Source organism: Streptomyces sp. DI166 (assembly GCF_900091315.1).
In the GTDB taxonomy this organism is placed as follows: domain Bacteria; phylum Actinomycetota; class Actinomycetes; order Streptomycetales; family Streptomycetaceae; genus Streptomyces; species Streptomyces fuscus.
On record NZ_FLSP01000002.1, the window covers coordinates 61,548 to 74,706 of the forward strand.

The 13,159-nt window shown below is 70.4% G+C and carries 13 protein-coding genes and 1 pseudogene; 9 read left to right on the forward strand and 5 right to left on the reverse strand.

The features are described from left to right. Nucleotides 1-90 precede the first annotated feature (90 nt). From GA0115233_RS01430 to GA0115233_RS01455, 6 genes are all read left to right on the forward strand, one after another. On the forward strand, nucleotides 91-1,074 hold the full coding sequence (locus GA0115233_RS01430; RefSeq protein WP_093718170.1) for an SCO2522 family protein: 984 nt from the start codon (nucleotides 91-93) through the stop codon (nucleotides 1,072-1,074). Between the two features lies 1 nt (nucleotide 1,075). Beyond that, the gene (locus tag GA0115233_RS01435) at nucleotides 1,076-2,059 is read left to right on the forward strand and encodes an SCO2521 family protein (protein ID WP_093718171.1); all 984 of its coding nucleotides are present in this window, start codon (nucleotides 1,076-1,078) and stop codon (nucleotides 2,057-2,059) included. A 66-nt stretch (nucleotides 2,060-2,125) separates the two neighbouring features. Further along, nucleotides 2,126-2,329, forward strand: a complete 204-nt coding sequence (locus GA0115233_RS01440) for a hypothetical protein (protein WP_093718172.1) — start codon at nucleotides 2,126-2,128, stop codon at nucleotides 2,327-2,329. Between the two features lie 24 nt (nucleotides 2,330-2,353). Then, on the forward strand, nucleotides 2,354-2,986 hold the full coding sequence (locus GA0115233_RS01445) for a DUF1266 domain-containing protein (RefSeq protein ID WP_093718173.1): 633 nt from the start codon (nucleotides 2,354-2,356) through the stop codon (nucleotides 2,984-2,986). A gap of 42 nt (nucleotides 2,987-3,028) precedes the next feature. Continuing rightward, nucleotides 3,029-3,775 carry a DNA repair protein RecO gene (gene recO, locus GA0115233_RS01450; RefSeq protein ID WP_093718174.1) on the forward strand — a complete coding sequence of 249 codons (747 nt, stop codon included), beginning with the start codon at nucleotides 3,029-3,031 and terminating at the stop codon, nucleotides 3,773-3,775. Nucleotides 3,776-3,800: 25 nt separating this feature from the next. Further along, entirely contained in the window at nucleotides 3,801-4,634 is an 834-nt protein-coding gene (locus GA0115233_RS01455; protein WP_093718175.1) for an isoprenyl transferase, read from the forward strand. 212 nt (nucleotides 4,635-4,846) lie between these two features. On the opposite strand, the gene GA0115233_RS01460 is transcribed toward GA0115233_RS01455, so the two are convergent. From GA0115233_RS01460 to GA0115233_RS01475, 4 genes are all read right to left on the reverse strand, one after another. Further along, the gene (locus GA0115233_RS01460) at nucleotides 4,847-5,263 is read right to left on the reverse strand and encodes a Fur family transcriptional regulator (RefSeq protein ID WP_093718176.1); all 417 of its coding nucleotides are present in this window, start codon (nucleotides 5,261-5,263) and stop codon (nucleotides 4,847-4,849) included. 61 nt (nucleotides 5,264-5,324) lie between these two features. Next, nucleotides 5,325-6,227 carry a metal ABC transporter permease gene (locus tag GA0115233_RS01465; RefSeq protein WP_093718177.1) on the reverse strand — a complete coding sequence of 301 codons (903 nt, stop codon included), beginning with the start codon at nucleotides 6,225-6,227 and terminating at the stop codon, nucleotides 5,325-5,327. Beyond that, nucleotides 6,227-6,994, reverse strand: coding sequence for a metal ABC transporter ATP-binding protein (locus GA0115233_RS01470; RefSeq protein WP_093718288.1), 768 nt, complete (start codon nucleotides 6,992-6,994; stop codon nucleotides 6,227-6,229). The genes GA0115233_RS01465 and GA0115233_RS01470 overlap by 1 nt, the downstream gene beginning before the upstream one ends. A 20-nt stretch (nucleotides 6,995-7,014) precedes the next feature. Further along, a complete protein-coding gene (locus GA0115233_RS01475; protein ID WP_093718178.1) occupies nucleotides 7,015-7,992 on the reverse strand; it encodes a metal ABC transporter substrate-binding protein in 978 nt (325 codons plus the stop codon). Nucleotides 7,993-8,201: 209 nt separating this feature from the next. Between GA0115233_RS01475 and GA0115233_RS01480 the strand changes: the two genes are divergently transcribed. The 3 genes and pseudogenes from GA0115233_RS01480 (at nucleotide 8,202) to GA0115233_RS01490 (ending at nucleotide 12,072) form a co-directional block, all read left to right on the forward strand. Further along, on the forward strand, nucleotides 8,202-9,584 hold the full coding sequence (locus GA0115233_RS01480; protein WP_093718179.1) for a glycine--tRNA ligase: 1,383 nt from the start codon (nucleotides 8,202-8,204) through the stop codon (nucleotides 9,582-9,584). 210 nt (nucleotides 9,585-9,794) lie between these two features. After that, nucleotides 9,795-11,275 (forward strand): annotated as a pseudogene (locus GA0115233_RS01485) (glycosyltransferase family 39 protein). 185 nt (nucleotides 11,276-11,460) lie between these two features. Next, complete coding sequence (locus GA0115233_RS01490; protein WP_093718180.1) at nucleotides 11,461-12,072, forward strand: LysE family translocator; 612 nt, start codon at nucleotides 11,461-11,463, stop codon at nucleotides 12,070-12,072. A 7-nt stretch (nucleotides 12,073-12,079) separates the two neighbouring features. Here the strand turns inward: GA0115233_RS01490 and GA0115233_RS01495 are convergent, their stop codons facing one another. Next, nucleotides 12,080-13,126 carry a chitinase gene (locus tag GA0115233_RS01495; protein WP_093718181.1) on the reverse strand — a complete coding sequence of 349 codons (1,047 nt, stop codon included), beginning with the start codon at nucleotides 13,124-13,126 and terminating at the stop codon, nucleotides 12,080-12,082. Between the last annotated feature and the right edge of the window lie 33 nt (nucleotides 13,127-13,159).

The window sequence follows — 13,159 nt, forward strand, 5'->3', positions numbered from 1 at the left end:
CGTCTCGGGTGTGCATCCTACAGAGCAACATGACCTCGTACAGAGGGCTTTGGGGGCGACGCCAGGACTTGGCGGGAACGGGAGGAAGCCGTGCCGGAGCGCGTGTTCCGGGAGTCTACCGCGGAGCCACGCACCCGGGCGGTGCCGTTGGCCCACCTCTCCCTGGAACTGGGCCATCTCTACATGGAGGACTTCCAGTTGGGCCCGAAGCGGCTCGGTGAGCACTTCGCCGAGGTGCGGATCTGGGCGGACGCCGTACGCGCGCGGGCGGCACGCCGCGTCAAACGGCCGCGCATCAGCACGTGTTTCCTGATCGACGACTACTTCACCCGGTTCTCCACGCCCGACGAAGTGATTCCGACCGTGCTGGAGGAGGCCGGGAGAGCCGGACTCACCATTGACTACCTCGCCCGTGAGTCGGGCTGCGCGGTCGCGGACGGGGTGGCGCTCGCCGAGTCCGTCGCGCACCGCCTCGTCGAGTCACCGCCGCCCGGCTCCTACGGCTTCCGCCCGCCCGCGAGCCGCACCGGCTGGCTCACCAACGGCTCGCGCTCACCGGCCTCGCCGCCCCGCACCGACCGGGGGAGGACGGACTGGGAGCCACCCGTGGAGACCGCGGCCCGCAACCATTCGATCTTCATGGACGTCGAACTGTGGTCCGACGACAAGAACGGGCAGAGGGTGTGGTCCTGTTCGTTCCTGGCCGCCGTATGGCAACTGGCCAGGCTGGGGCTGTTACGCCATCTCGGCGAGCCCGTGCTGGTGCCGCGGGAACAGGACGTTGCGGCCCTCCCGCCCGACTGGGACCGGCTGCCGCCGCTGATCAAGGTCAGTGCCACGAAGGCGGCTTTCAGCGCCTACCGCACCTGCACGCTCGTGCCGCATCACTTCCTGCCCGTCGAGAACGCGGTACGGCTCGTCCTCGATCAGGTGGACGTGGACACGGCGGCGCTCGCACAGGTAGCCAAGCGGTCCGCCGACGAGGGGATGCCCGTCCCGCCGGAGGTGGCACAACGCGCCACCTATGTCTTCTACGAAGAGCCCGGCGACCCCATCGAGGACGGGAAGCACTGATATGGCCGCGCAAACCGGCGAATCGGCTTCCACCGTTCTCGTCTGCGGTGAGGTGCGCACCTGCCTACTGCCCACCACGCAGGCGCTGGACCGCCGCGGGGCCGCCCAACTGCTGCGGCTGCGCGCGGACATGTACGTCCGGGTCTCCGAACGCCCCATCATGCATGTGCTGTCACCCGAGACGCTGACCGGAGTCGACTGCCGACTGCCCGCCTCCGACGGCAGCCGGACCCGGGCCGTCGGAACGGTGATCGGCCGAGCGGCCCTGACCGAGGGGCGGCTGCTCCAGACGACCTCCTACTTCGGCCTCCCGGCCGTCGGCCCGGACACCCGGCGCCCCTGGGGGCAGTACCTCGTACGCCCGGGCATCGTCGAACCGTTCGGCATGCTGCCCCGAAAGGCCACCGCGGCAGGTGTGCTGCAAGGCGCCCGGCGCGGTGAACTCGACACCGGGACGATCGCCGAGGGGCTGGCGGCCCAGCTGTGCCGCCATGAGCTGCTCGACCGCCGCGCGCCCTTCGCATCGGCACCGACGCGACTGCGGTGGGTGGCGCTGCGGACCGGAGGCGACAGGCCGGCCGCGCTGACGAACTTCACCCTGGCCGAGGACGGGCTGCGCACGGTGAAGCTGCGGCTGCCGCCGGACGTCCCGGCCTCCGCCGCCGCCGGACTCTGCGAGGATCTCGCCCTGCACGACTGGCTGCTGACGCATGTTCAGCGGATGCTGGACGACCACCCCTTCGACAGGGCGGACGACTCGCGCTCCCTGGCGGCGCTGCGTCCGGCCGTGACGCATCTGCTGCATCTGTGGATGCCGCGAGCGCACGTGGACGGAGCCCTCGCGCATCTGTGGGACACCCTGGAAGCGGCGCCGGGATTCACTCGCCAATGGCAGAACCTGGTCCAGCGCATACGCGATCAGCTCACGCTGCTGGATCTTGCCCAGTGTAGGCGCGCAGCGTCGTCAAAAGGATGCGAAGAGTGAAACAGGGGAGGTCGGGGGAACGAACGGGACGGAAGATGCGTGGGCAGCGGGGAAGGAAGCACTGCCGTGAAGCCAGCCGTCGGTTCGTACGTCGTGGACACCCGGTCCGGGAGGATCGGCATCGTCATGGGGCACGAGGGGCCGTACGTGCAGCTCAGACCGTACGGGGGCGGGCTGGAATGGGACGCGGCGCCGGAAGTGGTGCGGTATGCCACGCCCGCCGAGCGGCGGCGGGCGGTGGGTGCGCGCACCTGCGGTGAGGTGCCTTGACGCCGGGCGTTAGGGTGCGGCGGCATGGGGTTGTGGAGTTGGAGGAAGCGGGGGGCCAGGGCGGCCCGCCGCTATCCCGTGCCGCTGACCGCGCACCAGCTGTGGATGGTGTCCCTGAGCGCGCCCGTGAGCCGGGACAAGCGCGCCTCGCGGACCACCCTGTACCCGTTCACCAGGATCGACGACGACTCCGCCCGGCAGTGGCTCGCCGAGCAGTGGGGGATCACCTCGCGCGCCGCCCTGGTCGAGCGGCTCGACGAGCTGTCCCGCGCCGGGTACCGCACCCGCGCGTACCGGCTCACCGGGGTCTCGCCGCTCGCCTGGGACGCGGCCCTGTACGTCGACATCTCACGCCGCGGCTTCGCCTGCGGGCTGCTGGACGAGGCCGACGCCTGGACCGCGCTGAAGAACATCGTGCCGTCGGTGGTGCGGACGTACGCCTCCTGGCACGAGTACGCCGACCACTACCTCCTCGGCCGCGAGGTCTGGCAGGACGCCCTGCGCGGCACCCCCGACGCCGACTTCCCGGCACCGCGGGCCACCGCCGACGCCCACCTGCGGTCGCTGCTGGACCCGGCGAACCGGGACAGCCCCTGGAACCGGGCCCCCTGGACCGCCATCAGCGCCCCCGACCGCCCCCTCGGTAGGCGAGAATGACTCCATGAGCCACCTCCAGCCGCGGCCCCCCGGGGGCGCGCGATGAGCCTGTTCCGGGACGACGGCATCGTGCTGCGCACCCAGAAGCTGGGCGAGGCCGACCGGATCATCACCCTGCTCACCCGAGGGCACGGGCGGGTGCGGGCGGTGGCTCGCGGGGTGCGCCGCACCAAGTCGAAGTTCGGGGCCCGGCTGGAGCCGTTCTCCCACGTGGACGTGCAGTTCTTCGCCCGCGGCAGCGAGCTGATCGGGCGCGGGCTGCCGCTGTGCACCCAGAGCGAGACCATCGCGCCCTACGGCGGCGGCATCGTCACCGACTACGCCCGCTACACCGCCGGCACCGCCATGCTGGAGACCGCCGAGCGGTTCACCGACCACGAGGGTGAGCCGGCTGTCCAGCAGTACCTGCTGCTGGTGGGCGCCCTGCGCACCCTCGCCCGCGGGGAGCACGCCCCGCACCTGGTCCTCGACGCCTTCCTGCTGCGCTCCCTCGCCGTCAACGGCTACGCGCCCAGCTTCGGCGACTGCGCGAAGTGCGGGATGCCCGGACCGAACCGCTTCTTCTCGGTCGCCTCCGGGGGCTCGGTATGCGCCGACTGCCGGGTGCCCGGTAGCGTCGTACCCTCGCCGCGGACCCTGGAACTGCTCGGTGCGCTGCTTACGGGAGACTGGGAGACCGCGGACGCCTGCGAGCCGCGGTACGTCCGGGAGGGCAGCGGACTGGTCTCCGCCTACCTGCACTGGCATCTGGAACGCGGGCTGCGTTCGCTTCGGTACGTGGAAAAGTAAGGGAAGCAAGGGAGTCGAGGGGCACATGGTCGTACGCGGGATCCTGGGGCGGCAGCGTCGGGAGTACAGGGCGCCGGAGCCGCACCCGTCCGGGGCCCGCCCCCCGAAGCTTCCCGGGGAGCTGATCCCCCGCCATGTGGCGATCGTCATGGACGGGAACGGGCGGTGGGCCAAGGAGCGCGGGCTGCCGCGCACCGAGGGGCACAAGGTCGGCGCCGAGCGGGTGCTGGACGTGCTGCAGGGCGGCATCGAGATGGGCGTGGGCGCGATCTCGCTGTACGCCTTCTCCACCGAGAACTGGAAGCGGTCGCCGGACGAGGTGCGCTTCCTGATGAACTTCAACCGCGACTTCATCCGCAAGACCCGGGACCAGCTGGACGAGCTGGGGATCCGGGTGCGGTGGGTCGGGCGGATGCCGAAGCTGTGGAAGTCCGTGGCGAAGGAGCTCCAGGTTGCGCAGGAGCAGACCAAGGACAATGACCGGCTGACGCTGTACTTCTGCATGAACTACGGCGGGCGGGCCGAGATCGCGGACGCGGCGCAGGCGTTGGCGGAGGATGTGCGGGCGGGGCGGCTGGATCCGGCCAAGGTGAACGAGAAGACGTTCGCGAAGTACATGTACTACCCGGACATGCCGGACGTCGACCTTTTCCTCCGGCCCAGTGGTGAGCAGCGCACGTCCAACTATCTTCTCTGGCAGAGCGCTTACGCGGAGATGGTCTTCCAGGACGTTCTCTGGCCGGACTTCGACCGGCGTGACCTGTGGCGGGCGTGCGTCGAATTCGCGTCCCGGGACCGCCGCTTCGGGGGCGCGATCCCGAACGAGGAGCTTCTGGCCATGGAGGGCCGGCAGGAGTAGCCGGGGGGCTTGTTCGCCCCCGCCGCCCCTGCCCATTCCCGTCCCCCAGGGGGCTCTGCCCCCTGGACCCCCGCTCCTCAAACGCCGGAGGGGCTGATCTCAGCCCGTCCGGCGTTTGAGGACGAGGCCCGTTCAGGGCCCGATACGGGGGTCTGGGGGCGGAGCCCCCAGGTACGGGACGGGTAGGGGCGGCGGGGGAGAAAAAACCGTCCTCAGTCCGCGGCCGCCGCGCAGTCCGCGCAGGTGCCGAAGATCTCTACCGTGTGGGCCACGTTCACGTAGCCGTGTTCCGCGGCGATCGCGTCGGCCCATTTCTCGACCGCCGGCCCCTCCACCTCGACCGCCTTGCCGCAGACCCGGCAGACCAGATGGTGGTGGTGTTCGCCCGTCGAGCAGCGCCGGTACACCGACTCGCCGTCGGACGTGCGCAGGACGTCGACCTCGCCCGCCTCCGCCAGGGACTGGAGCGTGCGGTAGACCGTGGTCAGCCCGACCGAGTCGCCCTTGTGCTTGAGCATGTCGTGCAGTTCCTGCGCGCTGCGGAACTCGTCGACCTCGTCCAGGGCCGCCGCCACGGCGGCCCGCTGCCGGGTGGAGCGGCCCTTCACGGGCGGTCCAGCGGTCGTCACGGGGTGCCTCCTCAGGGTCTGCCTGCCCCGGCCATTGTGCCAGCCCGGGCTGGGGCGGAGGTCAGACGCCGACCTTTCCACCGCTGCCCCGGCTCGGCGGGATCACGCACTCCGCGGGGTCCCCGTCCCCCTGCGCCGCCGCGACGGCCCGCGCCCGCCGCCGGGCGAGCGGGGTGGCGAGGGCGGTGAGCAGAATGAACGCCCCGATGGTCAGCAGCACGATCGTCGCGCCGGGCGGCACGTCCTGGTAGTACGAGGTCACCGTGCCGCTGATGGTCACGGTGACGCCGATGGCGACCGCGATGGCGAACGTCGCCGCGAAGCTGCGGCTGAGCTGCTGGGCGGCGGCCACCGGGACCACCATCAGCGCGGAGACCAGCAGCAGGCCGACCACGCGCATCGCGACCGTCACGGTCACGGCCGCGGTCACGGCGGTCAGCAGGTTCAGCGCCCGCACCGGCAGGCCCGTCACCCGCGCGAACTCCTCGTCCTGGCTCACCGCGAAGAGCTGACGGCGCAGACCGACGGTGACCAGCACCACGAAGGCCGCCAACAGGCAGATCGCGGTGACGTCCGACTTGCTCACCGTGGACAGGGAGCCGAAGAGGTACGTCGTCAGGTTCGCGTTGGAGCCCGTCGGCGCGAGGTTGATGAGCATGACGCCGCCCGCCATACCGCCGTAGAAGAGCATGGCGAGGGCGATGTCGCCGCGGGTGCGGCCGTACCAGCGGATCAGCTCCATGAGGATCGCGCCGAGGACGGAGACCAGGGTCGCCATCCACACCGGGGACCAGGAGAGCAGGAAGCCGAGGCCGACGCCGGTCATGGCGACATGGCCGATGCCGTCGCCCATCAGGGCCTGACGGCGCTGGACCAGGTAGATACCGACCGCGGGGGCCGTGACGCCGACCAGGACGGCGGCGAGCAGGGCCCGCTGCATGAAGGCGTAGTCGAGGATTTCCATCAGCTCAGCAGTCCGGTACGGATCGGTTCGGCGCCCGCGGGGGCGTGCGGGTGGACGTGGTCGTGGCCGGGCAGCGCGTGCTGGCCGACGGCCCGCGGGGGCGGTCCGTCGTGGACGACGCAGCCGTCGCGCAGGACCACCGCGCGGTCGATCAGCGGCTCCAGCGGGCCCAGTTCGTGCAGGACGAGCAGGACCGTCGTACCGGCCTCGACCTGGCCGCGCAGGGTCCGGGCCAGCACCTCCTGGCTGGCCAGGTCGACGCCCGCCATCGGCTCGTCCATGATCAGCAGTTCCGGTTCGGCGGCGAGCGCGCGGGCGATCAGCACCCGCTGGTGCTGGCCGCCGGAGAGCGCGTCGACGTTGTCCTTGGCGCGGTCCGCCATGCCGACCAGCTCCAGGGCCCGGCGCACCGCCTCACGGTCGGCCTTGCGCAGCACGCCGAAGCGGGCGCGGGAGAGGCGGCCGGAGGAGACCACCTCGGTCACCGTGGCGGGGACGCCGCCGGCGGCGGTGGTGCGCTGGGGGACGTAGCCCACCCGGTGCCAGTCGCGGAAGCGGCGGCGCGGGGTGCCGAACAGTTCGATCTCCCCGGCGCCGGTCTGCACCTGGCCGATGACGCTGCGCACGGCGGTCGACTTGCCCGAGCCGTTGGCGCCGAGCAGGGCGACGACCTCACCGCGGGACACGGTGAGGTCGATGCCGCGCAGCACGGGCCGCGAGCCGAGGTCGGCGCGGACTCCGCGCAGGGAGATGACGGGCTCGCTCATGTGCTGCTCCTTCGAGCTGGTCATTTCGCTCCCAGGGCGGTCCGCAGCGCCTTGAGGTTGGACTCCATGACCTGGATGTAGTCGTCGCCCGCGGACTTGTCGGTGATGCCTTCGAGCGGGTCCAGGACGGCCGTCGCGAGACCGGCGTCGGAGGCGAGGGTCTTGGCGGTCCGGTCGCTGACCAGGGTTTCGTAGAAGACGGTGGTGACACCGTCCTCCTTCGCCATCTCGGAGAGCTCCTTCACGCGGGCGGCGCTGGGCTCCGACTCCGGGTCGAGGCCGCTGATGGCCTCCTCGGTCAGGCCGTAGCGCTCGGCGAGGTAGCCGAAGGCGGCGTGGGTGGTGATGAAGACCTTGGTGTCGGTGTCGCGCAGTCCGTCCTCGAACCGCGCGTCCAGGTCGTTGAGCCGGCCGACCAGGGCCTCGGTGTTCTTGCGGTAGTCGGCCGCGTGGTCCGGGTCGGCCTTCTCGAAGGCCTTGCCCACACCCTCGGCGACCTCGGCGTACTTCACGGGGTCGAGCCAGATGTGCGGGTCCTGCCCGTCCTCGTGGTCGTGGTCGTGGCCGTGCTCTTCCTCGTGCTCCTCCTCGTGTTCCTCCGCGTGGCCGCCGACCTCGGTGCCGTGCTTCTCCAGGGAGGTCAGCTCGGCCGCGTCGATCTTCGTGCCGACCTCGGACTGGGCGATCGCCTCGTCGACGGAGGGCTGGAGCCCCTTGAGGTAGAGGGCCGCGTCGGACTCCTCCAGCTGCGCGGTCTGCTTGACGCTGATCTCCAGGTCGTGCGGCTCCTGGCCGGGCTGGGTGAGGGTGGTGACGTTCACATGCTCCCCGCCGATCTCCTCGGCGAGGTAGGCCATCGGGTAGAACGACGCGACGACGTCGAACTTCTCCGTGTTGCCGACGGCAACGCTGTCGGAGCAAGCGGAGAGAGTGCCGAGCCCGAGGGCCGTGACGGCCGCCACGGCGAGCCCGGATATGTGCTGTCGTCGTACGTTCATGACAGTCATTTTCAATGATTCTGGAAACCGTTGTCAACAAGCCCTCGATGGTGATGCCGACAAGCCCCCGGTGGCGAACCGATTTGATACGGGGGCGGCCCCCGCCGGTAACCTGAGGCATTCGCCCGCCCGTCTCCCGACCACCACCCCTCATCGAGGCGCTTCGCGCCGCACCTTTCAAAATGTCCATCCGTCATGAAGAGAGCACCGTGGCCGCCGACAAGATCGACACCATCGTCAGCCTGAGCAAGCGCCGTGGCTTCGTATTCCCTTGCAGTGAGATCTACGGCGGCCAGCGCGCCGCCTGGGACTACGGACCGCTGGGTGTCGAGCTCAAGGAGAACCTCAAGCGCCAGTGGTGGCGCTACATGGTCACGTCGCGCGAGGACGTCGTCGGTATCGACTCGTCCGTGATCCTGGCCTCCGAGGTCTGGGTCGCCTCCGGTCACGTCGCGACCTTCACGGACCCGCTGACGGAGTGCACCTCCTGTCACAAGCGGTTCCGCGCCGACCACCTTGAAGAGGCGTACGAGGCCAAGCACAAGCGCCTCCCGGAGAACGGCCTCGCGGACGTCAACTGCCCCAACTGCGGCAACAAGGGTCAGTTCACCGAGCCCAAGCAGTTCTCGGGTCTGCTGTCCACGCACCTCGGCCCGACCCAGGACTCCGGCTCGGTCGCCTACCTGCGCCCCGAGACCGCCCAGGGCATCTTCACCAACTTCGCCCAGGTGCAGACCACTTCGCGCCGCAAGCCGCCGTTCGGCATCGCCCAGATGGGCAAGTCGTTCCGCAACGAGATCACGCCCGGCAACTTCATCTTCCGCACCCGTGAGTTCGAGCAGATGGAGATGGAGTTCTTCGTCAAGCCGGGCGAGGACGAGAAGTGGCACGAGTACTGGATGGAGCAGCGCTGGAACTGGTACACGGGCCTTGGTCTCCGTGAGGAGAACATGCGCTGGTACGAGCACCCCAAGGAGAAGCTCTCCCACTACTCCAAGCGCACCGCCGACATCGAGTACCGCTTCCAGTTCGGCGGCAACGAGTGGGGCGAGCTGGAGGGTGTCGCCAACCGCACCGACTACGACCTCGGCGCCCACTCCAAGGCCTCCGGCCAGGACCTCTCCTACTACGACCAGGAGAACCAGGAGCGCTGGACGCCGTACGTCATCGAGCCGGCGGCCGGTGTCGGCCGCGCGATGCTGGCGTTCCTGCTCGACGCCTACGTCGAGGACGAGGCGCCCAACGCCAAGGGCAAGATGGAGAAGCGCACCGTGCTGCGCCTGGACCACCGCCTGGCGCCGGTGAAGGTCGCGGTGCTGCCGCTGTCCCGCAACCCGGAGCTGTCCCCGAAGGCCAAGGGCCTCGCCCAGGCGCTGCGCCAGAACTGGAACATCGAGTTCGACGACGCGGGCGCCATCGGCCGCCGCTACCGCCGCCAGGACGAGATCGGCACGCCGTACTGCGTGACGGTCGACTTCGACACCCTGGACGACAACGCGGTGACCGTCCGCGAGCGCGACTCCATGAAGCAGGAGCGCGTCTCCCTGGACCAGATCGAGGGCTACCTGGCGAGCCGCCTGATCGGCTGCTAGGACACGCATTCCCCGGCGAACGCCGGGCGCGCCGGATGATCGGCGTGCCCCGGCGTTCGCTCGTTCCGGGGGGCCGCCGGCACTGCCCGTCGATGGGCGGTTTTTCGGTTGATTTCCGAACTATCCCTACCCGCCGGTAATGAGGTGATGGCGGCGCATTAGAGTGCGTGTGGATCATGGCCCGTCCACGGGCCGTCGGTCCTCTTCAGCATGCCCGAATGCCGCCCCGGGGAGCCCTCTTTGCCGCGCACCGACCCCGCGTTACGTTCCTTGCGTTCCCAGCCGGTATGGGTGCTCCCGGTGCTGTGGACGATCGCTCTCGGGGCGTGGGGGCTGTCGCGCCAGGGGAGTGTGTGGCGGGACGAGGCCGCGACCTGGCTGGTTGCCCGGCGTTCCGCGGCCGAGATCTGCCACCTGCTGGAGAACGTCGATGTCGTGCACGGCTGTTACTACCTGCTGATGCACGTGCTGTTCGAGTGCTTCGGCGCCGGTACCACCACCCTCCGGCTGCCCTCCGTCCTCGCCCTGGCCGTCGCGGCGGGCTGTGTGACGGTCATCGGGCAGCGGCTGGCGGGTGCCTGGACGGGCCTGGCGGCCGGGCTGACGCTCGGGATGCTGCCGGCGGTCCAGTTCCACCTCCAGGAGGGCCGTCCGTACGCCCTGGTGGCCGCCGGGGCCGGGATCTCCACCCTGCTCCTCGTCACCGTGCTGCAAGGGGACGGTGCGGGACCGCGCTGGTTCGGGTACGGCGGCACTCTCGCGCTGATGGGCCTGCTGAACTGGCTCTCGCTGATGATCCTCGCGGCCCATCTGCTCACCCTGCTCTGGTGCGGGGCCCGGCGTGAGGTGTGGCGGCGCTGGACGGCGGCCGCCGGGTCCGCGTTCCTCTGTGTGCTGCCGCTGATCCTGTTCAGCCAGCGCCAGGCGGGACAGGTCGCCTGGATACCCCCGTTGACCTGGCATCGATGATCGGCCCCGCGGTGCTGCTGGCGATCGGCGGACTCGGCGCCCTGCTGGACCGGCCGCGGTCCCGTCGACTGTCCGTGGCGGCCGTCGCGCTGCCGCTGCTGGCCGTGCCCCAACTCGGCCTCGCCACCGCCTCCTTGTTCCGGCCGCTGTTCCTGGAGCGGTACGTCCTCTACAGCATGCTCGGGCTCGCGCTCCTGATCGGGGTCTGCGTCGGGGCGGCGGCGCGGGCGGTCGGACGCCGCCATGCCGGTGCCGGGCGCTGGGTCCTGCCCGTGGCGGTCGCCGTGGCGATGGCGGGACTGCTGCCGCAGTCACTGGAGAAACGTTCCGTCAGTAGCCGGGTCGACGATGTCGTGGCCGTCGCCTCGGAGGTACGGCGGACGAAGGAGCCGGGGGACGCGGTGCTCTTCCTCCCGGCGGACCGCCGGGACGCGAAGTCCGTATCGCCGGGCGCCTTCGCCGGACTGCGGGACATCGCGCTGCGCGAGGACCCGGTGGCGTCCGGCACGCTCAGGGGCGTCGAGGCGAGCCCGGGACGCATACGGGCCGCCATGCTGCGCCAGCGGCGGATCGTGCTGGTGACGGACGCGGCGGCGGTGGCGAGTCCGGTCACGACGGACCGGGACCGGATGAAGAGCGCGGTCCTGAAAACGCACTTCAGGCTCGTTGCGGACGAGGAGATCCGGGGCCGGAGGCTGACGGTGTACGAGCGCGTCACCTGAGTCCCGCCGCGGCTGGACGGCCCCTCAGTGGCCCCCGATGCAGCCAGTGGTTCCGATGCGGCCAGTGGTTCCGATGCGGCCAGTGGTTCCGATGCATCCAGTGGCCCCGATGCGGCCAGTGGTCCCCGATACGGCACTCCAAGTGGTCCTGTATCGGGGACCGCCGGGGCAGCAGGCTGGCGGGCATGAGCATCGCCTTCCTGCTGACCACCCTGATCATCGTCGCCACGCCCGGTACCGGTGTCGTCTACACCCTCGCCGCCGGGCTCTCCCACGGCCGCCGGGCCAGTGTGGTCGCGGCCTTCGCCTGCACCCTGGGCATCCTGCCGCACATACTGGCCACGATCACCGGCGTCGCCGCGCTGCTGCACGCCAGCGCGACGGCCTTCCAGATCCTCAAGTACGCCGGTGTCGCCTACCTGTTGTACATGGCCTGGGCCACGCTGCGGGACAAGGAGGCGATCACGGTGGACCGCGCCACGGAGCCGGTGTCGGCGGGCCGGACGATCGTGCGGGGTGTGCTGATCAACCTCCTCAACCCCAAGCTGACGATGTTCTTCTTCGCCTTCCTGCCCCAGTTCGTCGACCCCGCCAACTCCGGCGCCGTGCCCCGCATGCTCCTGCTCAGCGCGGTGTTCATGCTGGCCACGTTCCTGGTCTTCGCCCTCTACGGCATCCTCGCCGCGTCGGTCCGGGACCGGGTGACGTCCCGGCCCCGGGTGATGGCGTGGCTGCGGCGGACCTTCGCGGGGTCGTTCGTGGCGCTGGGCGCGAAGCTGGCGTTCACGGCGCGGTAAGCGCCGCTCAACGGCCCTGCAGCGCCTTCACGTTGTCGCCGAAGGTCCAGTTGCGGGAGCCGTCCCAGTTGATCGACCAGGTCATCAGGCCCTTGAGGGCGCCGTTGTAGTGGTTCCAGGACTGGGCGACCAGGGACGGGGACATGTGGCCGCCGCCCGCGCCGGGTTGGGCGGGGAGGCCGGGGACCTGCTTGTCGTAGGGGACCCGGATCGTCGTGCCCTGGATGACCAGGCCCCGGTTGAGACAGTCGGTCTGGGCGACGAAGCCCGCGACGGTGCCCGCCGCGTAGGAGTCGCCGGAGCAGCCGTACATGCTGCCGTTGTAGTACTGCATGTTCAGCCACCACAGGCGGCCGTTGTCGGCGTACTTCTTGATGATCGGCAGGTACGCGCCCCAGATGGAGCCGTAGACCACGCTGCCGCCGGTGACGTAGGCCGTCTCCGGGGCCATCGTCAGGCCGAAGTTGGCCGGCATCCGGGCCAGGACGCCGTCGATGATGCGGATCAGGTTGGCCTGGGACGTGGAGAGTTGGTTGATGTTGCCGCTGCCGATCAGGCCGGTCTCGATGTCTATGTCGATGCCGTCGAAGTTGTAGGTCTTCAGGATCGGCACGATGGTGTCGACGAAACGGTCCGCGACGGCCGTCGAGTTGAGGTCGATCCCGGCCGTCGCGCCGCCGATGGACATGAGGATCGTCCTGCCGGACGCCTTCGCCGCGCACATCTCCGCCGGCGTCGCCACCTTCACCCCGGTGTCCATGCCGTCCTCCCACAGCGCGGTGCCGTCGGAGCGGATGACGGGGAAGGCCGCGTTGATCACGTTGTACCCGTGCGCGCCGATCCGGGAGTCGGTGATCGGGGTCCAGCCGAAGGGCGGGTGGACGCCGTTGGCGGCGCCGTCCCAGTTCTCCCAGTAGCCCTGGAGGACCTTCCCGGCGGGCTTGGACTTCACCGCGCAGGTCTCGGCGGCGGTGGCGGGGGACGCGGCGGGGAGTTGGACGAGACAGGCGGTCGCGACCGCCGCGGTGAGGGTGCTCAAGGCACGTCGGAGCATTACGGGCCTCCCGGTGGGGGGTGCGGTGAGGTG

Excerpts from the sequence above, each read along its gene's own strand:
- GA0115233_RS01470 (WP_093718288.1), bottom strand. The coding sequence starts at position 6,994 with ATGAGCGAGCCCGTCATCTCCCTGCGCGGAGTCCGCGCCGACCTCGGC.
- GA0115233_RS01475 (WP_093718178.1), bottom strand. The coding sequence starts at position 7,992 with ATGAACGTACGACGACAGCACATATCCGGGCTCGCCGTGGCGGCCGTC.
- GA0115233_RS01445 (WP_093718173.1), top strand. The coding sequence starts at position 2,354 with ATGGGGTTGTGGAGTTGGAGGAAGCGGGGGGCCAGGGCGGCCCGCCGC.
- GA0115233_RS01465 (WP_093718177.1), bottom strand. The coding sequence starts at position 6,227 with ATGGAAATCCTCGACTACGCCTTCATGCAGCGGGCCCTGCTCGCCGCC.
- recO (WP_093718174.1), top strand. The coding sequence starts at position 3,029 with ATGAGCCTGTTCCGGGACGACGGCATCGTGCTGCGCACCCAGAAGCTG.
- GA0115233_RS01435 (WP_093718171.1), top strand. The coding sequence starts at position 1,076 with ATGGCCGCGCAAACCGGCGAATCGGCTTCCACCGTTCTCGTCTGCGGT.
- GA0115233_RS01455 (WP_093718175.1), top strand. The coding sequence starts at position 3,801 with ATGGTCGTACGCGGGATCCTGGGGCGGCAGCGTCGGGAGTACAGGGCG.
- GA0115233_RS01490 (WP_093718180.1), top strand. The coding sequence starts at position 11,461 with ATGAGCATCGCCTTCCTGCTGACCACCCTGATCATCGTCGCCACGCCC.
- GA0115233_RS01495 (WP_093718181.1), bottom strand. The coding sequence starts at position 13,126 with ATGCTCCGACGTGCCTTGAGCACCCTCACCGCGGCGGTCGCGACCGCC.